This window comes from Nocardioides aromaticivorans (assembly GCF_013408525.1).
In the GTDB taxonomy this organism is placed as follows: domain Bacteria; phylum Actinomycetota; class Actinomycetes; order Propionibacteriales; family Nocardioidaceae; genus Nocardioides; species Nocardioides aromaticivorans.
On record NZ_JACBZM010000001.1, the window covers coordinates 400,435 to 424,530 of the forward strand.

The following is a 24,096-nucleotide window of genomic DNA, read 5'->3' on the forward strand; positions in this document are numbered from 1 at the left end:
GCGATCCTGGGCATCGTCCTCGCGGTCCCCCTGCGGGCAGCGCTGGGCCGCACCCGGCCCGGCCGGGCGGAGCTGGTCGCGGTCGCGGTCACGGGACTGGCGATCGCCGCACTGCTGCTGGCGACCGACGCCCGGGAGGCGCCGCTGGCCCCCGACCGCGGCGCGCTGGTCGCCTCCGTCGGCGCCCTCGCGCTGGTGGCGGTGCTGCTCGTCGCCGTCGCCGGGGGCGTTCCGCACCCGACCGGGCGGGCGTTCCTGCTCGGCAGCGCGTCGGGGATCCTGTTCGGACTGATGTCGGTCCTGATCGAGGCCGACCAGCTCCGCTGGGCGCTCGTCGCGTGCGGGGTCAGCGGGGTCGCGGTCAACCAGCTGGCCTACCGCGCGGCGCGGTTGTCGGCCTCGATGCCGGTGCTCAACGTGGTCAACGTGCTGCTCACGCTGGGCTTCGCCCACCTGCTGCTGGGCGAGGTGCCCCACCACGACGCGGTGTCGGTCAGCGCCTCGGTGGCCGCGCTCGCCGCGATGGCGTGGGGGTTGTGGCGGCTGGCGTCAGCGGACGTGGCCGTCGCCGATGACGACGTACTTGGTGGACGTCATCTCGGGCAGGCCCATGGGGCCGCGGGCGTGCAGCTTCTGGGTGCTGATCCCGATCTCGGCGCCGAACCCGAACTCTCCGCCGTCGGTGAACCGCGTGGAGGCGTTCACGAGCACGGCCGCTGAGTCGACCTCCGCGACGAAGCGCCGGGCGGCGCCCTGGTCCTCGGTCACGATGGCGTCGGTGTGCCCGCTGGACCAGGTGCGGATGTGCTCGAGCGCCGCATCCAGGTCGGGTACGACGCGCGCGGCGATGTCCAGCGAGAGGTACTCGGTGCCCCAGTCGTCGTCGGTGGCGGCCACGACGTCGTCGTACGAGCCGAAGGCGTCGTCGCCGTGGATGGTCACCCCGGCCTCCTGCAGGGCGGCGACCACGCGCGGGAGGAACTCCCCGGCGACGTCGGCGTGCACGAGCAGCGACTCGGCCGCGTTGCACACGCTCGTGCGGTGGGTCTTGGCGTTGAGGACGAGCGGGAGCGCCTTGTCGAGGTCGGCCGCCCGGTCGACGTACACGTGGCAGTTGCCGACACCGGTCTCGATGACCGGCACCGTCGAGTCGTTGACGACGGACTGGATGAGGCCGGCACCGCCGCGCGGGATGAGCACGTCGACGAGGCCGCGGGCCCGCATGAGCGCCTTGACGCTGTCGTGCGAGTCGCCGGGGACGAGCTGCACGACGTCGGCCTCGAGCCCGGAGGCGGCGACCGCGTCGCGGAGCACCGCGACGATCGCGGCGTTGCTGGAGCGGGCCGAGGAGCTGCCGCGCAGCAGCACGGCGTTGCCGGACTTGAGGCAGATGCCGGCGGCGTCGGCGGTGACATTGGGCCGCGCCTCGTAGATCATCCCCACGACGCCGAAGGGCACCCGGACCTGGCGCAGCTCCAGCCCGTTGGCGAGGACGCCCCCGCGGACGACCTCGCCCACGGGGTCGGCGAGCCCGGCGACGTCACGCAGGCCCTGCGCCATCCCGGCCAGCCGCTCGTCGGTCAGCCGGAGCCGGTCGATGATGTTGGGCGGGGTGCCGTCGGCCTCGGCGCGCGCGACGTCCTCGGCGTTGGCCGCGAGGACCTCCTCGGAGCGGGCGAGCAGGGCGTCGGCCATCGCGTGCAGCGTGGCGTCCTTCTGCGCCCGCGTCGCGAGGGCCAGCCCCCGGCTGGCGACCCGCGCCCGCTGGGCGACCTCACGTACGGCGGCCTCGGCACTCATGTGCCCAAGGATAGGGCGAGGCCGCAGGCGGCCTGCATCCGCTCAGGCGCAGGGCCGGTACTTCGGCTCGATCCCGACCCGGTGGGTCACCCGGCCGTTGTTCCACATCCGCACGAACATGTCGTTGTAGGTCTTGGTGACCTGCGCGCCGTGCAGCTCGAGGGTGACCTCGTCGCTGCTCAGCCCGGGCGGCGACCAGTTCTCCGAGCCGGTCCACACGAGCCGGTCGCCGCGCCCCTGGTAGGTGCCGTTGACCGTGACGTACTTCAGGTGTGAGTAGCAGCTCGGTCCGTAGACGGTCTTGTCCGGGTCGGAGGTCGACGTGCGCGGCCCCCACTCCCAGTCGGCGGCCTTCACCGGGATCCGGGCGCCCACGAGGATCCGGACCACCTCGCGGCTCATCAGCGAGCCGATGACCCGGACCTGGCAGCCGTACTTCTTGCGCAGGGCCAGCAGGCTCGCGAGCCGCTCCCCGCGGGTGCCGTACCAGGCACGCATGTTGACCGTGATGACCGTCTTGCCCGCGGCGTTCCCGAAGCCGTCGGGGGCGTTGCAGCTGACGTCGCGGAGCCGGACGTACGGCGCATCCGTGATCGCCTTCGACGTCGTGACCCGGCTCGTGGAGCCCGCCACCGGACGCTGGAAGTAGGCCTTCATCTGGTCGCTGACGTAGGTGATCCGCCGCGGCGTGTAGGCGCGGTCGTGGCGCATCTGGTCGAAGAGGTTCCACCAGGTGCTGAACAGGCCGACCTCGCCGGCGATCGCCACGGAGTCGTTCCACTGGCCGTGCATGGCCGGGCCGCCCAGGTTCGACGAGCTGCTGATCAGGAGGCGCTTCGTCGTACCGGTGCGGGTGAAGGAGTAGATCTTCAGGTGCATGTTGCCGGCCGGGCTGCTGTTGCGGCAGGCGTCGCGACAGACGAAGAGGAAGCTCGAGTGGTTGGGGTTCTTCCCGATGGCCCGCTGCACGCGCGCCTCGAGCGGCCCGATCAGGTTCGCGTTGACGATCACCTGCACCTTGACGCCGCGCCTCTTGGCCGCGATCAGCTTGTCGGCACTGGCCTTGAGCCCGAGGTTGTAGGTCGCGATCCGGATCGTCTCGCCGGCGGGCGTGTGGTCGATCGCCGCGTGGATGCGCCGCACGATGATCGTGCGCTGGTTGAAGTCACCGATCGGCCAGTTGAAGGTGATGCCCGTGTAGGGCACCCACGGGACCGCCGCGGCCTCCCGCGGCGCCTCCTCGGGGGCCGGTGCCGCCGACGCCGGCTGCCACCGTACGACGGCGAGGAGGGCGAGGACCGCCGCCAGCACCGCCACGGCGGTGATCGGTGCGGTCAGGGTCGTCCGAGGATGCGCAGCCACCAAAGCACGGTATATCGCTCGACTTTGTGCAATCAACTCGTCGCGACGTCCTCGCCCCGTTGCGCAACCGAATCGGCTCCGCGCGCGTCAGGACAACCAGGGGGAACAGAAACTCATTCGAAGGAGAACCACGTGAAGCTGCGTCTCGGTGTCACGGCCGCCGTCCTCGCGACGACCGCCCTGACTGCCACCACCCTCCCGGTCACCCCCGCTCGGGCAGGGGCACCGCCGTCCTCGCCCGTGGCGCTGACCGGCCCGGCCACGGTCACCGTGACCACCTACGACGGCACGCTGTACGGCGACCTCGGCATCAACCTGATCGCCCGCGACAGCGCGTTCGAGGTCCGGACCCACCGTCCGACCTGGACCAGCCCGATCACGGCCGAGTGGCTCTCACCGTCCGGCCCGAAGGCACTCCCGCCCCAGACCCGCTGGGACGCGCTCGACGACTTCATCGTCTTCGCGATCAAGCGGCCCTCGGACGGCAAGCTGCTGCGCACCCGGCACCTCGACGTCTGCCTCAACCAGTGGAACACCCAGCGCACCCGCCCGGACGCGCCGCTGCGCTCGCGCTATCCCACCGGCTGTCCCTACAACCCGTTCACGATCGGCTCGGTGCAGGGCATCGAGGAGGGCTGGGTCACCAACGTCGAGGCCGGCGACGAGAGCCTCCGCCTGGCCCCCGGGACCTACGACATGGTCGCCCGCATCGGCCGGCCCTACATCGACGCCCTCGGCATCGACGCGGCCGACGCCGTACGCCGCTACAAGCTGGTGGTCCGCAAGGAGACCGACGGCGAGGTCGTGAAGCGGTCCACGCTGCCGGGCCAGGGCGCGCGGGCGCAGGGCGACGGCGACGTCGTGACTCCCCTCGAGCCGGGCTCGAAGCCCCGCAAGGCCCGCGCGGGCGCGCCCACCGACGCCGTTCCGGACCTGCGGGCGCTGCCCGCCTTCGGGATGCGCCTCTCCGGCGACGGCCGCTACCTGCGCTTCTCCGCCAACGTGTGGAACGCCGGCAACGGCCCGATGGTCGTCGACGGCTTCCGCCGCGGCACGACCGACGTCATGGACGCCTACCAGGTCTTCGTCGACTCCGACGGCAACCAGACCGGCTACCAGCAGGTCGGCACGATGATCTGGCACACCGCCCCCAGCCACAACCACTGGCACTTCAAGGACTTCGCCCGCTACACGCTGCTGCGCGCGGACAAGACCGAGGTCGTGGTGTCGCGCAAGGAGTCGTTCTGCCTCGCCAACACCGACGCGGTCGACTACACGGTCGAGGGCGCCGACTGGAAGCCGGAGAACACCGACCTCCACACGTCCTGCGGCGACCGCGGCTCGATCTCGCTGCGCGAGGTCCTCTCCGCCGGCTCCGGCGACACCTACGACCAGTTCCGCGCCGGCCAGGCCTTCCGGGTCGACAACCTCCCCAACGGCGACTACTACATCGCCGTCGAGGCCAACCCGAACCGCAACCTGGTCGAGTCGAACACCAGCAACAACCGCGCCCTGCGCAAGGTCCGGCTCAGCGGTACGCCGACCAACCGCCGGGTGACCTTCTACAAGGTGGGCCTGGTCGACGACCACGGCTACGGGGGCGAGGAGGAGGGTCACTGAGGGGTCACCAATTCGCTGCGGTTTGGGACCAACCCGCAACATCTGGTGCCCCGGACCTGCAGTTCGTGCCCACTCGATGCCCCTGAAAACGGCGAGCGCCGCGGTGACCAGGTCACCGCGGCGCTCGCCGTCGTACGGGGCTTCGTGCTCAGCCCTTGCGCTTCTCGATCTCGGCAGTGACGGCCGGGAGGACCGAGTGCAGGTCGCCGACGACGCCGAAGTCCACGAGCTCGAAGATCGGGGCCTCCTCGTCCTTGTTGACCGCGACGATGGTCTTCGAGGTCTGCATGCCGGCGCGGTGCTGGATCGCGCCCGAGATGCCGTTGGCGACGTAGAGCTGCGGCGAGACGACCTTGCCGGTCTGGCCGACCTGGAAGGTGTGCGGCTTCCAGCCGGAGTCGACGGCCGCACGCGAGGCGCCGACGGCCGCGCCGAGCGCGTCCGCGAGGCCCTCGACCGCGGTGAAGTCACCGCCGGTGCCACGACCACCGGAGACGACGATGGCGGCCTCGGTGAGCTCGGGGCGACCGGTGGCCTGGCGCGGCTGCGAGGCGACGATCTGCGCGGTCTTGGCGGAGTCGGAGATCGACGCGGCGAACTCCTCGACGGCACCGGCGCCGGCGCCCTCCTCCGGAGCGGCGGCGTTGGGCTTGACCGTGATGATCGGGGTGCCCTTGACGACCTTGGCGTCCACCGTGAAGTTGCCGGCGAAGACCGACTGGGTGGTGACGATGTCGTCGCCGTCGACCTGGACGTCGACGGCGTCGGTGATCAGGCCCGAGGAGAGCTTGATCGCCAGGCGGCCACCGATTTCCTTGCCCTCGGCCGAGGCCGGGATCAGGATCGCGGCGGGCGAGGTCTTCTCAGCGAGCTGCTGGAGCACCTCGGCCTTGGGGGCCACGAGGTAGCCCTTGATCTCCGTGTCGTCGACGACGTAGACCTTGTCGGCGCCGTAGGCCTTGACCGCGTCGGCGGCGGCAGCGGCCTTGTCGGCACCGCCGATGAAGACGGCCGACGGGGAGCCGATCCGCTTGGCGATCGCCAGCAGCTCGTAGGTGGGCTTGCGGACCGCGCCGTCGACGTGGTCGACCAGAACGAGAACTTCAGACATGGATCAGGCTCCTCAGATGAACTTCTTGGACGCGAGGAACTCGACCAGCGCCGTGGCGCCCGAGCCGTCCTCGTCCTTGACGATCTCGCCGGCAGTGCGCGGCGGGCGGGCCGTGGTGGCCTCGACCTTGGTCCAGGCGGCGTCGAGGCCGACCTCCGAGGCGTCCACGCCGATGTCGGCGAGGGAGAGCGACTCGAGGGGCTTCTTCTTCGCGGCCATGATGCCCTTGAACGACGGGTAGCGGGCCTCGCCCGACTGGTCGGTCACCGACAGGACCAGCGGCAGCGTGCCGCCGATGACCTCGGTGGCGGTGTCGCCGTCGCGCTTGATGCGGACCTGGTCGCCCTGGGTCTCGACCACGGCGGCGAGGGTGACCTGCGGGAGGCCGAGGCGCTCGGCGAGCATCGCCGGGACGACGCTCATGCCGCCGTCGGTCGACGCGAGGCCACCGACGATCAGCTCCGGGACGCCGATCTTCTCGATCGCCTTCGCAAGCACGAGCGAGGTCGCAACGGCGTCGGAGCCGGCGATCGCGTCGTCCTGCACGTGGACGGCCTTGTCGGCACCCATCTGCAGCGCCTTGCGCACGGCGGCCTCGGCCTCGGCCGGGCCGACGGTCAGCGCGGTGACGGTGATCTCCTCGTCGGCGCGCTTCTCCTTGATCTGGAGGGCCTGCTCGACGGCGTACTCGTCGAGCTCCGACAGGAGGCCGTCGACACCGACGCGGTCGACGGTGTTGTCCGCCTCGAACTTGCGGTCGCCGGTCGCGTCCGGGACGTACTTCACAAGGACGACAATGTTGGAGAGAGTCATGGTTGTGGCCGGACCGGCCCCTTCCTGTGCTTCATGGGTCCTGCCGCGTGGTCCGCGGGCAGGGCGCAACTGAGGTCCGTTTCCGGACAGCGTCTTGCAGGTTACCGCTCGGTCATCAGACGCGGAATCCGCGTCTCAGTGGACTACCTCACACGCAGAGCCCCCCGAGGTGGCTCAGGGACGCAGGATCCGCTCCAGGATCCGCCCGACCATGAGGTAGACGACGCAGGCGATGCCGTAGTTGAACAACGCGGTCTTCACCGAGCCGTTGGGGTCGGCGAACTCCTTCACCGGGTTGTCCAGGTCGAAGAAGCCGAGGTCGAAGGTGTTGGCCAGGTCGCGGACGGTCTGGACCAGCGCGTTGTCCTCGTTGGCCTCGAGGGCGTACGAGAACGCCGCAGCGGCGAGCACCAGCGCGAGGGTGACGCAGATGATCCACACGACCCGGGCGGCGTTGTCGCGCAGCCGCGCCACGTTGAGCGCGCGGGTGTCGGTGCCGGTCGCACCGGTGTCGGCGGTCTCCGCCTTGTGCTCGCCCATCGGTTCCTCCGCCATGTCGTCCTCCACCATGCCGCTCAACGGCCTTCGAAGGTGGCCTTGCCGGGCCCGTTCTCGATGAACGACGCCATGCCGGTCCGGCTGTCCTGGGTGGCGAACACGGCCGAGAAGTGCTGCCGCTCGATCTGGAGGCCGGTCTCGATGTCGGCCTCGAGCCCGCGGTCCACGGACTCCTTGATCGCCCGCAGCGCGTACGGCGCGGCGGTGGCGAAGGTCGACGCCCAGGCCACGGCCTCGGCGTACACGTCGGCGGCCGGGACGACACGGTCGACCAGTCCGATCGCGAGCGCCTCCTCCGCCTTCACGAAGCGGCCGGTGTAGAGCAGGTCCTTGGCCTTGCTCGGGCCGACCAGGCGCGGCAGGCGCTGGGTGCCGCCCGCGCCGGGGATGATGCCGAGCAGGATCTCGGGCTGGCCGAGCACCGCGTTGTCGGCGGCGAAGCGGACGTCGGCGGCCATCGCGAGCTCGCAGCCACCGCCGAGGGCGTAGCCGTTCACCGCCGCGACGACGGGCTTGGGGATCCGGGCGATGGAGTTGACGGCGTTCTGGAGCTTCTCCACACGGTCGACCATGTCCGTGTAGGACATGTCGGCCATCTCCTTGACGTCGTTGCCGGCAGCGAAGACCCGCTCGCCGCCCCAGACGACGACGGCGCGGACGTCGGACCGGTCGGTGGCCTCGGCCGCAGCGAGCGTGAGCTCGTCCTGGACCTGGATGCTGATGGCGTTCATCGCCTTGGCGCGGTCCAGCCGGATCGTCCCGACTCCGTCGGTGACCTCCAGGCGCACGAACTCGCTCGTCATCTGCTCCCTCTCGATGGCTCGGCTGGGGTTGGGCCCCGTCCCGCATTCTGCCGCTACCCAGGCGCGTCGGTCACATGAACCCGGGTTTGGACGCGCGTCGGCGTGTCGGCCGAATTCGTGCACCCGGCACAATGGCCGAGTGACCCCCACCCTGTGGCGAACTCTCGGAGAGCAGGCAGAGGTGTGGCCGGGGCGCAACTGGCCGCTCGGCGCGACTTGGTCGGCCGAGTCGACGAACTTCGCCGTCTACGCACCCAACGCGACGGCGGTGTGGCTCTGCGTCGCCCTCGACGGTCCCGGCGGCGCCGAGCGTCGCTACGCCCTCACCGAGCAGTCGCTCGGCATCTGGCACGGCGCGCTGCCCTCCGTCGCGCCCGGCACCCGCTACGCCTACCGGGTCGAGGGCCCGGACGCGCCCGAGCAGGGCATGCGCTTCGACCCCTCGGTCCTGCTCCTCGACCCCTACGGCCTCGCGGTCTCCGGCGAGGCAGGCGCCGCGTGGAGCGTGGTCGTCGACCCGGCGTTCGACTGGCAGGGCGAGACGCCGATCCGCCGCCGCTACCTCGACACCGTGATCTACGAGCTCCACGTCAAGGGCTTCACGAAGCTCCACGACCGGATCCCCGAGGAGCTGCGCGGCACGTACGCCGGCCTGGGGCACCCCGTCGTGACGCAGTACCTCAACGACCTCGGCGTCACCGCCGTCGAGCTGCTGCCGGTCCACCAGTTCTTCTCCGAGCCGGCGCTCCTCGAGCGCGGCACGGTCAACTACTGGGGCTACAACTCGATCGGGTACTTCGCGCCGCACGCGGCGTACTCCTCGAGCGGCGACCGGGGCCAGCAGGTCACCGAGTTCAAGGAGATGGTGCGCAGCCTGCACGCGGCCGGGATCGAGGTGATCCTCGACGTGGTCTACAACCACACCGCGGAGGCCGGGCCCGACGGGCCGACGTACTCCTTCCGCGGGCTCGACGACCGCGGCTTCTACCGCCGCAACCCCCCGGGGCTGGACGGGGACCCCGACTACGACGACACATACTGGGACGTGACCGGCTGCGGCAACACGGTCAACTCCGAGGACCCGCTGGCGCTGCGCCTCATCCTCGACTCCCTGCGCCACTGGGTCACCGAGATGCACGTCGACGGGTTCCGCTTCGACCTGATGTCGGCGATCACCCGGACGGCCGGGCCGGACGCGATCAAGGTCGACATGGCGTGCAAGCTGCTCATCGCCATCGGCCAGGACCCCGTGCTGCGGCACGTGAAGCTGATCGCCGAGCCGTGGGACGTGTCGATGGACGGCTACCTCGTCGGCGGGATGCCGCCGCCGTGGGTGGAGTGGAACGACCAGTACCGCGACACGATCCGCGACTTCTGGCGCGGGCAGTCCGGCGGCACCCAGAGCGTCGCGACGCGGCTCGCCGGATCGTCGGACCTGTACGCCGACGACGGCCGGTCGGCGTACAACTCGGTCAACTTCGTCACCGCCCACGACGGCTTCACCGTGCGCGACCTGGTGTCCTACGACCACAAGCACAACGAGGCCAACGGCGAGGACAACCGCGACGGCTCGGACAACAACCGCTCGTGGAACCACGGCGTCGAGGGCGAGACCGACGACCCGGACATCGTGGCGCTGCGGCGGCGCCAGGCCGCCAACCTGATGGCGACGCTGTGCCTCTCCAACGGCGTGCCGATGCTGACGGCCGGCGACGAGCGCGGCCGCACCCAGGGCGGCAACAACAACCCCTACTGCCAGGACAACGAGATCTCCTGGGTCGACTGGAGCGTGGACGACGCGTGGCTCGACGTCTACGAGGTCACCCGCGCGGCCCTGACGCTGCGGCGTGAGCACCCCGCCCTGCGGCAGCGGCACTGGTTCGAGGGGCGCCCGACCATCGTCGGCGGCCCCAAGGACCTGGCCTGGCTGCACCCCTCGGGTCGGGAGATGACCGACGAGGACTGGTACGACGCCGGGCTGACCACCATCGGGATGTTCGTCTCCGGGCGGCCGCTCCGCACCCCCGGCCCCCGCGGCGAGCAGCAGATCGACACGTCCTTCCTGCTGTGGTTCCACGCCGGTGCCGAGCCGATCGAGGTCTACCTGCCCGACAACGACTGGGTGCACGCCGGTGCGATCGTGCTGTCCACCGATCCGGGGCTGCCCGACGGGACGCGGGTCGAGGTCGGCGAGGTGCTGACGATCGGCGCGCGCAGCGTCGTGGTCATGCAGGAGGCCGACGCCTGACCGTCCTCAGGCGAGCGCGACGACCCCGAGCTCGGCGGGCGCGACCAGGAGCGGGTGCCTCGGCACGACCCGGACGGTGTAGCCGAACGGGCCCGGTCGGCCGAGCTCGAGGTCGCCGTCGAAGCGGTGGCGGCCGCCGTCGTACGACTCGACGAGGGTGAGCGGCGTCAGGGCGGTGTCGACCAGGTCGTCCTCGGAGTCGACGCGGCCGTGCACGAGCTGCACCTCCACGTCACCGGGGGCGAGGTCGCCGAGCGCGACGTAGGAGTGCACCGCCAGGCGGGCGCCGACCTCGGTCACGTCGCCCAGTCCGGCGGCCTCGACGTGCTCGACCCGCACGCCCGGCCAGGCCGCTCGCACGCGGGCCTTCCAGGCGGCGAGGTCGCGGGCGCCGTTCTCGGTCGCCGCGAGGGCGCGGGCGTTGGCGGCGGCCGGGGCGTAGAGCTGGGCGATGTAGTCGCGGACCATCCGGGTGGCGAGCACCTTGGGGCCGAGGTTGGCCCACGTGTGGCGCAGCATCTCGACCCAGCGCACCGGCACGCCGTCGTGGTCGACGTCGTAGAACCGCGGGGCGACCTCGTTCTCGATGAGGTCGTAGAGCGCGGTCGCCTCGAGGTCGTCGCGCTTGTCGGAGTAGTCCTCCAGGCCGTCGGCGGACGGGATCGGCCAGCCGAACTCCGGCTCGTACCACTCGTCCCACCAGCCGTCGAGGATCGACAGGTTGAGGCCGCCGTTGAGCGCGGCCTTCATGCCCGACGTCCCGCAGGCCTCGTAGGGCCGCAGCGGGTTGTTGAGCCACACGTCGCAGCCGGGGTAGAGCGGCTGCGCGAGCGCGATGTCGTAGTTGGGCAGGAAGACGATGCGGTGCCGCACGTCCTCGGCGTCGGCGAAGCGGACCAGCTCCTGGATCAGCCGCTTGCCGCCGTCGTCGGCCGGGTGCGCCTTGCCGGCGACGACCAGCTGGACCGGGCGCTCGGGGTGCAGCAGCAGCGACTTGAGCCGCTCGGGGTCGCGCAGCATCAGCGTCAGTCGCTTGTACGACGGCACGCGGCGTGCGAAGCCGATGGTCAGCACGTCCGGGTCGAGCGCCTCGTCGATCCAGCCGAGCTCGGCCGGCGCCGCCCCGCGCTTCTCCCAGGACTTGCGCAGGCGACGGCGCGCGTCGGCCACGAGCCGCTCGCGCAGCGCCCGCTTGGTCTGCCACACGTCGGGGCCGGAGACCTTGTCGAAGGCGGCCCAGAAGGCCTCGGTGTCGTCGCCGTCGTAGTCGGCGCCCTGCGCGGTCGCGAGCGCGGCGACCTCGGGGGCGACCCACGTCGGCGCGTGCACGCCGTTGGTGATCGAGGTGATCGGGACCTCGGCCTCGTCGAAGGCCGGCCACAGGCCGTTGAACATGCCGCGGCTGACGTGGCCGTGCAGCTGCGAGACGCCGTTGGCGCGCTGCGCGAGCCGGAAGCCCATCACGGCCATGTTGAAGACGCCCGGGTCGCCGCCCTCGTAGTCCTCGGCGCCGAGGCCGAGCACCAGCTCCACCGGGACGCCGGGGGTCGCGCCCTGGTCGCCGAGGTACTGCTCGACGAGGGTGCGCGGGAAGCGGTCGATGCCGGCGGGCACCGGCGTGTGCGTGGTGAAGACGGTCGACGTACGGCCGATCTCGAGGGCGGTCGCGAAGTCGACGTCGCCGTCGCCTTGCTCGCCCACGGTGAGCTCCCGGATCCGCTCGACGCCGAGGAAGCCGGCGTGGCCCTCGTTGGTGTGGAAGACCTCCGGCGCCGGGGCTCCGGTGATCCGCGAGAAGGCGCGCAGGGCGCGGACGCCGCCGACGCCCAGCAGCAGCTCCTGGCGCAGGCGGTGCTCGGTGTTGCCGCCGTAGAGGCGGTCGGTGATCAGCCGGTAGGGCTCGGGGTTCTGCTCGAAGTCGGTGTCGAGGAGCAGCAGCGGGACCCGGCCGACCGACGCCACCCAGATCCGCGCCAGCAGGTCGGGCCCGCCGGGCATCCGGATCGAGATCGTCGCGCGCTGGCCGTCCTCCTCGTGCAGGAGCGAGATCGGGAGCCCGTCGGGGTCGAGGACGGGATAGCTCTCGACCTGCCACGCCTCCCGCGACAGTGCCTGCTTGAAGTAGCCGTGCTTGTAGAGCAGCCCGACGCCGACGATCGGGGCGCCGAGGTCGCTGGCGGCCTTGAGGTGGTCGCCGGCGAGGATGCCGAGACCGCCGGAGTACTGCGGCAGCACCGCCGTGATGCCGAACTCGGGCGAGAAGTACGCGATCGACGCCGGCCACGTCTGCTCCGGCTCGGCGGCACTGGCCCGTTGGTACCACCGCTCCCCCGTGAGGTACGACGCCAGGTCGGCCCGCACCTCGGCGACCCGCGCGACGTACGACTCGTCGGCGGCCAGCTCGGCCCAGCGCTCGGCCGGGACCTCGCCCAGCAGGCGCAGCGGGTCGCGCACGCCGAGCCACAGCTCGGGGTCGATCTCCTCGAAGAGCGCCTGGGTCGGTGGGTGCCACGACCAGCGCAGGTTCGCCGCGAGCTCGCCGAGGGCGGCGAGCGCGTCGGGCAGGACGGGGCGGACCGTGAACCTCCGGATCGCACGCATGGGTCGACGTTAACGCCTCCGACTTGAACGATCCAATGCGCCGACCACCTGCCGGTCGCGCCTGGCCCGGGCAGAGGCGTCACCAGAACTGTCCGCGACAGGGCGTAACTCCCGACCGTCCCCGTGGTTGAGGGGGCAACAGACGGGCGAGGCGGGTCATGGGGGCTGCCTCGCCCGTCTCGTCGGCGCTCTAGGCTGGCTCCGATGAGCACCCCAGCCCTCCGCTCCGTCGCCGACCACCAGCGCCACGTCGCCGGGCTGCTCGCCCGTGCCGGCGGGCCCGATGCCTGGCCGACCGAGACGGTCCCCCTCGACGACGCCCGCGGCCGGGTCCTGGCCGAGCCGGTGCTGGCCGCCGAGCCGCTGCCGTCCTTCGACAACTCCGGCATGGACGGGTACGCCGTCCGGGCGGCCGAGGTCGACGGCGCCTCGCCCGACGCTCCGGTCCGACTCCCGGTCGCGGGCGACGTGCCGGCCGGTGCGCCGGTCGGCGAGCTGGCGCCGGGTACGACGGTCCGGATCATGACCGGCGCCCCGGTCCCCCGCGGCGCGGACGCCGTCGTCGAGGTCGAGGTGACCGACGGCGGCACCGAGACCGTCACCATCACCGAGGCCCGCACGACCGGCTCCTTCGTGCGCCCCGCGGGCAGCGACGTCGCCGTGGGCGACGAGGTGCTCGCCGCCGGCGCCGTGCTCGGAGCCGCCCAGGTCGGGGTGCTGGCCGCGCTCGGCGTCCGCCAGGTCGTCGTACGACGCCGGCCGCGCGTGCTCGTCGTGTCGACCGGCTCGGAGCTGGCCGAGGAGCCGCTCCCCGGCTCGGGACAGATCCGCGACGCCAACGGCGCCCTGCTGGCCACCGCGGTCGAGGACGCCGGCGGGATCGCCGTGCGCAGGCTGTGGGTCGAGGACGACGTGCCCACCTTCCTGGCCCTGCTCGACGGCGAGCTGGCCTCCGGCGAGGTGGACCTGGTGCTGACGTCCGGCGGCGTGAGCGCCGGCGCCTACGAGGTCGTCAAGGACGGGCTCGGCCCACGGGGCATCGAGTTCGTGAAGGTGGCCATGCAGCCGGGCATGCCGCAGGGCTCCGGCCTGGTCGACGGCGTCCCCGTCGTCTGCCTCCCCGGCAACCCGGTCAGCGCGCTGACGTCGTTCGAGGTCTTCGTGCGGCCGGCACTCCGTGCCGCCTTCGGCCACCCGGTCCCGGCCCGCGCCGTGGTCCGGGCCGCGCTGACCGAGCCCCTCACCCCGCTCCCCCACAAGCGGCAGTGGCGCCGCGCCCGGCTCGACCGCACCGCCGGGACGGTGACGCCCTGGGGCCCGCCCGGGTCGGGCTTCCTCGGCTGGTTCGCGGGAGCGGACGCACTGATCGACCTGCAGCCGGGTACCGGGCCCCTGGCGCCGGGCGACACCGTCGAGGTGTGGGACTTGGCGCTCTCCTGAGACCCGATAGGTTCGTGACATGGTCGGACGCATCCCCGTCATCGACGTGAAGCCGGTCCTCGTGACCGCACCGACCGAGGGAGCGCTCCCGGTGAAGGCCGCCGTCGGCGAGCCGTTCCCCGTGAGCGCCACCGTGTTCCGCGAGGGACACGATCGCCTCGGCGCCGAAGTGGTCCTCGTGGGCCCGGACGGGAAGAGACGGCCGCCGGTGCGGATGACGACGCGGCCGCCGGTCGACCGGCACAGCGTCGACCGCTACGAGGCGTGGGTGGCCGCGGACCTCGAGGGACCGTGGGCGTTCGAGATCCACGCGTGGTCCAGCCCGCTGGGCACCTGGTTCCACGACGCCGGCATCAAGATCCGGGCCGGCGTGGACGTCGAGCTGATGTTCAAGGACGGCAAGCTGCTCTTCGAGCGGGTCCTCAAGGGCAAGGGCCTGACGCGGGCCGAGCGGGCCACGGTGAAGGCGGCGATCGCCGCCGCCGGCGACACCAAGCGACCGGTCGAGGCGCGCCTGGCGCAGATCGAGTCGGCCGAGGTCGTCGCCGCGCTCGAGGCGCACCCGCTGCGCGACCTGCTGACGGTCGAGGGCCCCTTCCCGGTGTTCGTCGACCGCCCCCGCGCCCTCTTCGGCAGCTGGTACGAGTTCTTCCCGCGTTCGGAGGGCGGCTTCGCCGGCTCGACGAAGCGGCTGCCCGCGATCGCGGCGATGGGCTTCGACGTCGTCTACCTGCCGCCGATCCACCCGATCGGCGAGGTCAACCGCAAGGGTCCGAACAACACGGTGGCCGCCGAGGGCGAGCCGATCCCGGACGACTGGGACGGGTCGCCGTGGGCGATCGGCAGCCGGTACGGCGGCCACGACGCGATCCACCCCGACCTCGGCACGATCGAGGACTTCGACGCCTTCGTCGCCGAGGCCCGCGCCCTGGACCTCGAGGTGGCGCTCGACCTGGCCCTGCAGGCCGCTCCCGACCACCCGTGGGTCGCCGCCCACCCGGAGTGGTTCACGACCCGCGCCGACGGCACCATCGCCTACGCGGAGAACCCGCCGAAGAAGTACCAGGACATCTACCCGGTCAACTTCGACGCCTACCCCTACGACCACCCGGACAGCCTCGCGACCGAGGTGCTGCGGGTGGTGCGTCACTGGATGGCCCACGGGGTGCGGATCTTCCGCGTCGACAACCCGCACACCAAGCCGGTCTCGTTCTGGCAGTGGTTGCTCGCCGAGGTCCGGGGCACCGACCCCGACGTGCTCTTCCTCGCCGAGGCCTTCACCAAGCCGCCGATGATGCAGACCCTCGGCGCGATCGGCTTCCACCAGTCGTACACGTACTTCACGTGGCGCACGGCGAAGGTCGACATCGAGGACTACCTGCTGGAGGTGTCGGCGGAGTCGGCGCACCGGGTGCGGCCGAACTTCTTCGTCAACACCCCCGACATCCTCCACGAGTTCCTGCAGTACGGCGGCCCGCCGGCCTTCAGGATCAGGGCTGCGCTCGCGGCGACCTCCTCCCCCACGTGGGGTGTCTACTCGGGCTACGAGCTCGGCGAGCACGTGGCGGTGCGCCCGGGCAGCGAGGAGTACCTCGACTCGGAGAAGTACCAGGTGCGCCACCGCGACTGGGACGCCGCGACGGCACCCGGCACGGTCGGGGCCGACCTGACGTCGTACATCTCCCGGCTCAACGCGGTCCGCCGCGCCCACCCGGCGCTGCAGCTGCTGCGCAACCTGAGCGTCAACCCGACCGACTCCGACCAGATCGTGTCGTACTCGAAGGTCGCCGGCCCCGACCGCGTCATCGTGGTCATCAACCTCGACCCGCACCAGCCGCGCGAGACGATGGTGCACGTCGACCTCGCCGCCCTCGGCCTGCCGCCGGGCTCGTCGTACACGGTGCACGACGAGCTGACCGGCGACGAGTGGACCTGGGGCGAGCACAACTACGTCCGGCTCCCACCCGAGCAGCCGGCCCACATCCTGAGCGTGAAGGAGCACACGTGAGCGTGGCGGAGTCGACCGTCCTCAACGACGAGCCCGAGTGGTTCCGGACCGCGGTCTTCTACGAGGTCCTGGTCCGGTCGTTCCGCGACTCGAACGCCGACGGCACCGGCGACTTCCGCGGCCTCACCGAGAAGCTCGACTACCTGCAGTGGCTCGGCGTCGACTGCCTGTGGGTGCCGCCGTTCTTCAGCTCGCCGCTGCGCGACGGCGGGTACGACGTCGCCGACTACACCGGGATCCTCCCCGAGATCGGCACGGTCGACGACTTCCACGCCTTCCTCGACGCGGCACACGAGCGTGGGATCCGCGTGATCATCGACTTCGTCATGAACCACACGAGCGACGCGCACCCGTGGTTCCAGGCGTCGCGCAGCGACCCCGACGGGCCCTACGGCGACTTCTACGTGTGGTCCGACACCGACGAGCTCTACCAGGACGCGCGGATCATCTTCGTCGACACCGAGCCCTCGAACTGGACGTGGGACCAGGCCCGCGGCCAGTACTACTGGCACCGCTTCTTCCACCACCAGCCGGACCTCAACTTCGACAACCCGGCGGTCCACGACGCGATGCTGGAGGCGATGGCCTTCTGGCTCGACATGGGCCTCGACGGCTTCCGGCTCGACGCGGTTCCCTACCTCTACGAGCGGCCCGGCACCAACGGCGAGAACCTGCCGGAGACGCACGACTTCCTCAAGAAGGTCCGCAAGTTCGTCGACGACAACTACCCCGGCCGGGTCCTGCTCTGCGAGGCGAACCAGTGGCCGACCGAGGTCGTGCAGTACTTCGGCGACCCGGAGGTCGGCGGCGACGAGTGCCACATGGCGTTCCACTTCCCCGTGATGCCGCGCATCTTCATGGCCGTGCGTCGCGAGTCCCGCTTCCCGATCTCGGAGATCATGGAGCAGACGCCGCCGATCCCGTCCGGCTGCCAGTGGGGCATCTTCCTGCGCAACCACGACGAGCTGACGCTCGAGATGGTGACCGACGAGGACCGTGACTACATGTGGGGCGAGTACGCCAAGGACCCCCGCATGAAGGCCAACATCGGCATCCGCCGCCGGCTCGCCCCGCTGCTCGACAACGACACCAACCAGATCGAGCTGTTCACCGCGCTGCTGCTGTCGCTGCCCGGGTCGCCCGTCCTGTACTACGGCGACGAGATCGGCATGGGCGACAACATCTGGCTCGGCGACCGCGACGGCGTCCGGACGCCGATGCAGTGGACGCCGGACCGCAACGCCGGCTTCTCCGCGGCCACGCCCGGCAAGCTGCACCTGCCGACGATCCAGGACCCGGTCTACGGCTACCAGAGCGTCAACGTCGAGGCGCAGCTGGAGAACCCCTCCTCGCTGCTGCACTGGACCCGCCGGATGATCCACATCCGCCGCCAGCACGACGCCTTCGGCCTCGGCACCTTCGAGGACCTCGGTGGCTCCAACCCGACCGTGCTGTCCTACGTCCGCGAGCTGCCCAAGGCCGACGGCCGCGACGACGTCATCCTGTGCGTCAACAACCTCTCGCGCTTCCCGCAGCCGGTCGAGCTCGACCTGCGGAAGTTCGAGGGACGCGTCCCCGTGGAGCTGATCGGCGGTGTCCCGTTCCCCGCGATCGGCGAGCTCCCGTATCTCCTGACGCTCAGCGGGCACGGCTTCTACTGGTTCCGGCTCACGGATCCGGACACGACAGGGAGGCCCGTGCTGTGACGGACCAGTTCCTCGCCCCGTTCATCGGCCGCAGCCGGTGGTTCGGCGGCAAGGGTCGCGACTTCACGGTGACCGGCGAGGAGGTCGTCGGCACCGTCGGCGACGCCCCGCGCGTCGAGGTGCGACTCGTCGAGCTCACCTACGCCGACGGCGACGTCGAGCTCTACCAGCTCCCGCTCTCCGTGTACGACGACCTGCAGGACCACCTCGAGCACGCCCTCGTCGGCGAGCGCGACGGCCGCCCCGTGTACGACGCCGTGCAGGACCGGCAGGCGATGGCGGCGTACCTGAGGGCGTTCGCGGACGGCGTGCCGGTCGAGGGCGGGCTCCGGTTCGTGCGGCTCGAGGGCCACGAGCTCGACCTCGAGGCAACGGCGAGCCCCTTCGGCGGGGAGCAGTCGAACTCGTCGGTCTTCTTCGGCGAGGACGCCGTCCTCAAGCTCTTCCGCAAGGTGACCCCGGGCGAGAACCCCGACGTCACCACCCACCGCGCGCTCACCGAGGCCGGCTCCACGCACGTCGCCGCGCTCTACGGCTGGATCGAGCAGGGCGACCGGCAGCTCGGCATGCTGCAGCAGTTCCTCCGCACGGCGAGCGACGGCTGGGGTCAGGCGCTCGCGAGCGTGCGGGACCTGTTCGCCGAGGCGGACCTGCACGCCGAGGAGGTCGGCGGCGACTTCGCCAGCGAGGCGGCCCGGCTCGGCGAGGCGCTCGCCGAGGTGCACCGCCAGCTCCGCGAGTCCTTCCCCACCTCCGCGCTGCCCGCGTCCGTCCTGGCCGAGGTGATGGCGCAGCGGCTCGACGCCGCCATCGGGGTCGTGCCCCAGCTCGCCGAGCACGCGGACGGCGCCCGTGCGGTGTTCGCGGCCGTCGCCGGGCTCGGCGAGATCCCGGTGCAGCGGGTCCACGGCGACCTGCACCTCGGGCAGACGCTGCGCACCGTCGCCGGCTGGAAGTTCGTCGACTTCGAGGGCGAGCCGGCCAAGCCGCTGTCCGAGCGGCTGCTCCCCGACTCCCCGTGGCGCGACGTCGCCGGGATGACCCGCTCGTTCGACTACGCCCCGCACGCCGTGGCCGCCTCGATGCCGGCCGAGGACGCCGACGTCGAGCACCAGCGCGCGATCCGCGCCGCCGAGTGGGCCAAGCGCAACCGGCGGGCGTTCCTGGCGTCGTACTGCGGTGAGGGTGGGCTGGGTCCTGCCGACCGCACCCTGCTCACCGCGTACGTCGTCGACAAGGCCGTCTACGAGTGCCTCTACGAGGCCCGGAACCGGCCGAACTGGCTGTCGATCCCGCTGGAGGGCGTCGCCCGGCTCGTGGGCTAGCCCACCCGGAACCCGAGCAGGGTGACGTCCTCGACGTCGGTCCCGTCGGGCGGGAGGTCGCCCTCGAAGCAGAAGCCGAACAGGTCCACGAGCGCGTCCTCACCGAAGTCGAGCGGGTGGAAGGGCAGCGGGTAGTCGTCCTCCTCCGCGTGCTCGCCGGCCCAGTAGGGCGCCTCGAAGGCCCGCCGCTCGCCGACGTCCTCGATGATGCCGTCGTCCGGCGACAGGCTCAGCGACCGGACCAGCTCGCCGTCGGCGTCCCAGATCGCGTACGCGAACCAGTCGACCACGCTGTGCATCGCCGCGACGTACGTCGTACGGCCCGGCATGGCGCCGAGGATGGCGGGGTCGATGTCGGTCGGCCGGTCCTTCGCGACCCGCGACGTGCAGACGATGGCGACGCCGGGGTAGACCGCCGCCCATGCCTCCCGGTCCGGAGGGTTCGGGTTCTCGAGCAGGTCGCCGTAACCGAGCTCGGTCAGCGCCGCCCGGGGGTGCAGGCGGGCCACCAGGTCCGCGGTGGCCTCCTCGTCCAGCTCCGGCTCACCACGCAGCAGCGGCGGGACCGGTCCGTCGGCGTACACGACCATCCAGCACTTCGCGCCCATGCGGGCATCAAAGCACCGCCGGGCGTGCCGGGCAGGCGGGACACGGCGAACCGCAGGTGAAAGTCGGCGACCACCGATCAGGTGCTCAACCGGCCATGCGGCACTCGTCCTGCTGCGCCAGGCACTCGTCGAGGGCCACGATCGCCGGGTTCAGCAGCCGTCGGCGTCCGTCCTCCGTCACCACGTACCAGCCGTCGTCGAGGAAGTCGGAGAGGGGGAACGAGTCGACCTCGCTCCGATCGGTCGGCTCGAGCACGACCCGGTGGACGCCAGCGCCGGAGACCCCTTCGGGGAGCTCGAAGAAGATGCCTCCGTCGTAGCGGAGGACCTCGACGACCTCGTGCCGGGTGGCGAGGACACGGCGCGTGCACGGCACCCGCCTCGCGACGGAAGCGCGGGTGGCGGAGTCGAGGTACTCGTCCCAGGCGGCCTGCAGCGCCGCACAGCTGGTCGCCGCGTCGATCGCCCCGAGCGCCCGCCGCCCGAACCCCTCCGCCGGCTCGGGTCGCGCGGAGTCCACGTGGTCCGACTCGTGCGAGCAACCGGAGAGCGCCAGCAGGGCGAGGACGAGCAGGGGACGGAGCACGATCACGGCACGATGGTGGCAGCGCCGGGCCGACGGCGCGCAGGTACGCGGGAATCCGGACCGGCCACGGTGTGGGTGGACCGACCAGCGGCGTCTCGTGACGGTCGCTGCGCGACCTCCTCGACGAACGAGGGTGGGCGCGACCTCCTCGACGAACGAGGGTCGGCGCGACCTCCTCGACGAACGGTGCGTCAGAGGAGCTCGACGGGCTCCCGCTCCCCCACACCCGCCACCGCGCAGTCGCGGTTCTCGACCGCGCAGTGCCAGGCCCAGCAGAGCTGGCCGCCGGCGACGCCGATGAACGCGGCGGTGGCGAAGCCGAGGGCCGAGGTGCCGAGGTGCGGGGTGACGGCGACGGCGGTGATCGCGTTGAGGACGAGCGCGAGGAAGGCCGACATCGAGACCACGGCGCCGAGCCGGCCCGGGAACAGGTCGAGCAGGAGGAGCTGGATGGTCGGGTAGGTGATGCCGTTGCCGAGGGCGACCAGGCTGACCCCGACCACCGCCCACGGCAGGTCCGCCGCGAGGGGCGAGGCGGCCACCAGGATGCCGATGACGCCGCCGACGAACGAGGTGGTGCACCCGATGGAGGTGAGGCGCCGCGCCGAGATCCGGCCGGCGGCGCGGCCGCACAGCCACGAGCCGAGCATCATCGCGCCGATCATCGGGACGAAGAGCTTCCAGAAGTCGAGCTCGCCCTCGCCCAGCACGTCGACCACGAAGATCGCGGCGCCGCCGATGTAGAGGAACTGGGCGCCGAAGAGGAGCGCGGTCGCCCACGCGAGGCGGTGGAAGGCGGGCTCGCGGGCGACCTGCAGGAGACCGCCGACGACCGAGCCCACGCGCAGGGCGGTACGCCGCTCGCGCGGGTGGGTCTCCGGCAGGAGGAGCACGACGGCGAGCACTAGCACGACCCCGAGGCCGGCCTGGAAGACGAACACCAGGGGCCAGTCGCCGAGCTGCAGCACGAGGCCACCGATGATCGGCCCGATCGCCGGCGCGACGCCGAAGACCAGCGCGACCCGGCTCATCAGCCGCTGCGCGGTGGCTCCCGAGAAGAGGTCGCGGATGACGGTGCGGCTGACGATGGTCGCCCCGCCGGCGCTGAGCCCCTGCAACGCCCGGCCCACGAGGAGCCAGCCGAGGTCGGGCGCGAAGGCGCAGGCGATGGAGGCGGCGGCGTACACGGTGAGACCGACGACCATGACGGGGCGGCGCCCGACCGCGTCGGAGATCGGGCCGTGGAGCACGCTCATCGCGGCGAAGGCAGCGAGGTAGACGGTGACGACGAGCTGCAGCTGGCCGGCCGTGGCCGGGAGCTCGCGCTCCATCTGGGCGAAGGCCGGGAACGGGGTGTCGATGCTGAACGGCCCGATCATCGACAGGCAGCCGAGCACGACCGGGACGAGGACGGTCAGCCGCCAGCCGAGGCGCTCGTCGGGGGTGGTCGTCACCAGCCCATCAGATCACCCGCCCCCAGCGCTCCCCGAGGCGGGCCGTCGCGTCGGCGACTGCCGGGGACGGCGCGGGGTACCGCCCGGTCGCTCACCACCTCGTTAGACTCGAGAGGATGCCGAAACACGTGTCGACGACACTCGGAGAGATCGACCTGCACCTCGTCGCGGAGGGCCGCCACGAGCTGCTCTGGCAAGCCCTGGGCGCTCACGAGCGCACCGAGCCCGAGCCCGGCACCAGCTTCGTCGTGTGGGCGCCCAACGCGCGCAACGTCAGCGTGATCGGCGACTTCAACGGCTGGGACGGCAATGCCCACCGGATGGTGCCGATCGGCAGCGGCCTGTGGGAGGCCTTCGCGCCGGGCGTGGGCTCCGGGGCGTCGTACAAGTTCGTGGTGGAGGGCGCCGACGGCGTGTGGCGGCACAAGGCCGACCCGATGGCCTTCTTCGCCGAGCCGCCGCCGGCCACCGCCTCCCGCGTCTTCACCAGCACCCACACGTGGCAGGACGACGCCTGGCTGGAGCAGCGCGCGACCCGGCAGCCGGTCAACGAGCCGATGTCGACCTACGAGCTGCACCTGGGCTCGTGGAAGAAGCACCCCGACGGGTCCTACTGGACCTACGACGAGCTCGCCGCCGACCTGCCCGGCTATCTCGCCGACCTCGGCTTCACGCACGTCGAGCTGATGCCGGTGATGCAGCACCCGTTCGGGGGCTCGTGGGGCTACCACGTGACGTCGTACTTCGCGCCCGACGCGCGCTTCGGCGATCCCGACGGCTTCCGCCGGCTCGTCGACGCGCTGCACGCCGCCGGCATCGCGGTCATCCTGGACTGGGTGCCCGGCCACTTCGCGACCGACGAGTGGGCGCTGGCCCGCTTCGACGGCACCGCGCTCTACGAGCACCCCGACCCGCAGCGGGGGTGGCACCCGGAGTGGGGCTCCTACATCTTCGACTTCGGTCGCCCCGAGGTGCGCAACTTCCTCTTCGCGAACGCGCTCTACTGGCTGGAGGAGTTCCACGTCGACGGCCTGCGCGTCGACGGGGTCGCGTCCATGCTCTACCTCGACTACGGCCGCAACGAGGGCGAGTGGCACCCGAACCGGTACGGCGGCCGCGAGCACCTCGAGGCGGTGCAGTTCCTGCAGGAGCTCAACGCCACCGCCTACAAGCGGGTGCCCGGAATCGTCACGATCGCCGAGGAGTCGACCGCCTGGCCGGGCGTCACCGGCGCGACCTCCGGCGGCGGGCTCGGCTTCGGCTTCAAGTGGAACATGGGCTGGATGCACGACAGCCTCGGCTACCTGCGCCACGAGCCGGTGCACCGCGCCTACCACCACGGCGAGATGACCTTCTCCCTCGTCTACGCCTTCTCGGAGAACTACGTCCTGCCGCTGAGCCACGACGAGGTCGTCCACGGCAAGGGATCGCTGGTCCGCAAGATGCCCGGCGACCGCTGGCAGCAGCTCGCGACGCTGCGCGCCTATCTCGCCTTCATGTGGTCCCACCCCGGCAAGCAGCTGCTGATGATGGGCTGCGAGTTCGCCCAGGAGTCGGAGTGGGCCGAGGCGCGCGAGCTGGACTGGTGGCTGCTGCAGAAGCCCGAGCACCGCGGCATGCTCGACTTCGTCCGCGACCTCAACGCCCGCTATCGCGACCAGCCGGCGCTGTGGCGCCTGGACAACGACCCCGCCGGGTTCGCGTGGATCGACGGCCAGGACGCGGGACACAACGTCTTCTCGTTCGTCCGCCGCTCCGGGCAGCCCGGCGTGCCGGACCTGGTCAGCGTGTCGAACTTCGCCGCGGTCCCCCACGACTACCGGCTCGGGCTGCCGGTCGCCGGCGCGTGGACCGAGGCGCTCAACACCGACGCGGCGTCGTACGGCGGCAGTGGGGTCGGCAACCTCGGCACCGTCCACGCGGAGCCGGCCGGCCCGATGGAGGCCGGTGCGCCGGGCGGCAGCCCCGCGTACGCGGACCTCGTGCTGCCACCGCTCGCCACGCTCTGGCTGGTGGCACCCTCCGCTGAATGACGACCAGTCGTCTAGGGTTT

At 71.7% G+C, this 24,096-nt stretch carries 17 protein-coding genes; 7 read left to right on the plus strand and 10 right to left on the minus strand.

All coding sequences use genetic code 11. The features are described 5' to 3' along the window. Positions 1-549 precede the first annotated feature (549 nt). On the minus strand, positions 550-1,800 hold the full coding sequence (locus BJ993_RS01875) for a glutamate-5-semialdehyde dehydrogenase (protein ID WP_179647528.1): 1,251 nt from the start codon (positions 1,798-1,800) through the stop codon (positions 550-552). A gap of 42 nt (positions 1,801-1,842) precedes the next feature. Further along, complete coding sequence (locus BJ993_RS01880; RefSeq protein ID WP_179647529.1) at positions 1,843-3,162, minus strand: phospholipase D-like domain-containing protein; 1,320 nt, start codon at positions 3,160-3,162, stop codon at positions 1,843-1,845. 132 nt (positions 3,163-3,294) lie between these two features. Between BJ993_RS01880 and BJ993_RS01885 the strand changes: the two genes are divergently transcribed. Then, complete coding sequence (locus tag BJ993_RS01885) at positions 3,295-4,782, plus strand: lysyl oxidase family protein (RefSeq protein ID WP_179647530.1); 1,488 nt, start codon at positions 3,295-3,297, stop codon at positions 4,780-4,782. A 148-nt stretch (positions 4,783-4,930) separates the two neighbouring features. Here the strand turns inward: BJ993_RS01885 and BJ993_RS01890 are convergent, their stop codons facing one another. The 4 genes from BJ993_RS01890 to BJ993_RS01905 all read right to left on the minus strand — a co-directional run bounded on the left by BJ993_RS01890 (position 4,931) and on the right by BJ993_RS01905 (position 8,067). Beyond that, positions 4,931-5,893: an electron transfer flavoprotein subunit alpha/FixB family protein gene (locus BJ993_RS01890; protein WP_179647531.1), complete on the minus strand. Its 963-nt coding sequence runs from the start codon at positions 5,891-5,893 to the stop codon at positions 4,931-4,933. Positions 5,894-5,905: 12 nt separating this feature from the next. After that, a complete protein-coding gene (locus tag BJ993_RS01895; protein ID WP_036546636.1) occupies positions 5,906-6,706 on the minus strand; it encodes an electron transfer flavoprotein subunit beta/FixA family protein in 801 nt (266 codons plus the stop codon). Positions 6,707-6,880: 174 nt separating this feature from the next. Next, positions 6,881-7,261: a hypothetical protein gene (locus BJ993_RS01900; protein WP_257026786.1), complete on the minus strand. Its 381-nt coding sequence runs from the start codon at positions 7,259-7,261 to the stop codon at positions 6,881-6,883. A 20-nt stretch (positions 7,262-7,281) separates the two neighbouring features. Continuing rightward, on the minus strand, positions 7,282-8,067 hold the full coding sequence (locus BJ993_RS01905) for an enoyl-CoA hydratase/isomerase family protein (protein WP_179647532.1): 786 nt from the start codon (positions 8,065-8,067) through the stop codon (positions 7,282-7,284). A gap of 139 nt (positions 8,068-8,206) precedes the next feature. Here BJ993_RS01905 and glgX point away from each other — a divergent pair, with 139 nt between their 5' ends. Continuing rightward, positions 8,207-10,315, plus strand: coding sequence for a glycogen debranching protein GlgX (gene glgX / locus BJ993_RS01910; RefSeq protein ID WP_179647533.1), 2,109 nt, complete (start codon positions 8,207-8,209; stop codon positions 10,313-10,315). Between the two features lie 6 nt (positions 10,316-10,321). Here the strand turns inward: glgX and glgP are convergent, their stop codons facing one another. Continuing rightward, the gene (gene glgP / locus BJ993_RS01915; protein WP_036546646.1) at positions 10,322-12,916 is read right to left on the minus strand and encodes an alpha-glucan family phosphorylase; all 2,595 of its coding nucleotides are present in this window, start codon (positions 12,914-12,916) and stop codon (positions 10,322-10,324) included. Between the two features lie 204 nt (positions 12,917-13,120). On the opposite strand from glgP, the gene BJ993_RS01920 reads away from it, so the two are divergent. From BJ993_RS01920 to BJ993_RS01935, 4 genes are read left to right on the plus strand one after another with little or no spacing between them, the layout of a single operon-like run. Further along, positions 13,121-14,356, plus strand: coding sequence for a molybdopterin molybdotransferase MoeA (locus BJ993_RS01920; RefSeq protein ID WP_179647534.1), 1,236 nt, complete (start codon positions 13,121-13,123; stop codon positions 14,354-14,356). A gap of 19 nt (positions 14,357-14,375) precedes the next feature. Then, positions 14,376-16,364 (plus strand): maltotransferase domain-containing protein, encoded by a 1,989-nt coding sequence (locus BJ993_RS01925; protein WP_179647535.1) that lies wholly within the window; start codon positions 14,376-14,378, stop codon positions 16,362-16,364. Further along, complete coding sequence (treS, locus tag BJ993_RS01930) at positions 16,361-18,070, plus strand: maltose alpha-D-glucosyltransferase (protein WP_036546652.1); 1,710 nt, start codon at positions 16,361-16,363, stop codon at positions 18,068-18,070. The genes BJ993_RS01925 and treS overlap by 4 nt, the downstream gene beginning before the upstream one ends. Continuing rightward, on the plus strand, positions 18,067-19,395 hold the full coding sequence (locus tag BJ993_RS01935; protein WP_036546655.1) for a maltokinase N-terminal cap-like domain-containing protein: 1,329 nt from the start codon (positions 18,067-18,069) through the stop codon (positions 19,393-19,395). The genes treS and BJ993_RS01935 overlap by 4 nt, the downstream gene beginning before the upstream one ends. On the opposite strand, the gene BJ993_RS01940 is transcribed toward BJ993_RS01935, so the two are convergent. The 3 genes from BJ993_RS01940 to BJ993_RS01950 form a co-directional block, all read right to left on the minus strand. Further along, positions 19,392-20,003 (minus strand): DUF6928 family protein, encoded by a 612-nt coding sequence (locus tag BJ993_RS01940; protein ID WP_218864583.1) that lies wholly within the window; start codon positions 20,001-20,003, stop codon positions 19,392-19,394. The two genes, BJ993_RS01935 and BJ993_RS01940, sit on opposite strands and share 4 nt — an antisense overlap. Positions 20,004-20,088: 85 nt before the next feature. Further along, complete coding sequence (locus tag BJ993_RS01945; protein WP_179647536.1) at positions 20,089-20,595, minus strand: hypothetical protein; 507 nt, start codon at positions 20,593-20,595, stop codon at positions 20,089-20,091. Positions 20,596-20,780: 185 nt separating this feature from the next. Then, on the minus strand, positions 20,781-22,043 hold the full coding sequence (locus tag BJ993_RS01950) for a multidrug effflux MFS transporter (protein ID WP_179647537.1): 1,263 nt from the start codon (positions 22,041-22,043) through the stop codon (positions 20,781-20,783). A 116-nt stretch (positions 22,044-22,159) separates the two neighbouring features. Between BJ993_RS01950 and glgB the strand changes: the two genes are divergently transcribed. Further along, the gene (gene glgB, locus BJ993_RS01955) at positions 22,160-24,076 is read left to right on the plus strand and encodes a 1,4-alpha-glucan branching protein GlgB (protein ID WP_179647538.1); all 1,917 of its coding nucleotides are present in this window, start codon (positions 22,160-22,162) and stop codon (positions 24,074-24,076) included. Positions 24,077-24,096: the final 20 nt, after the last annotated feature.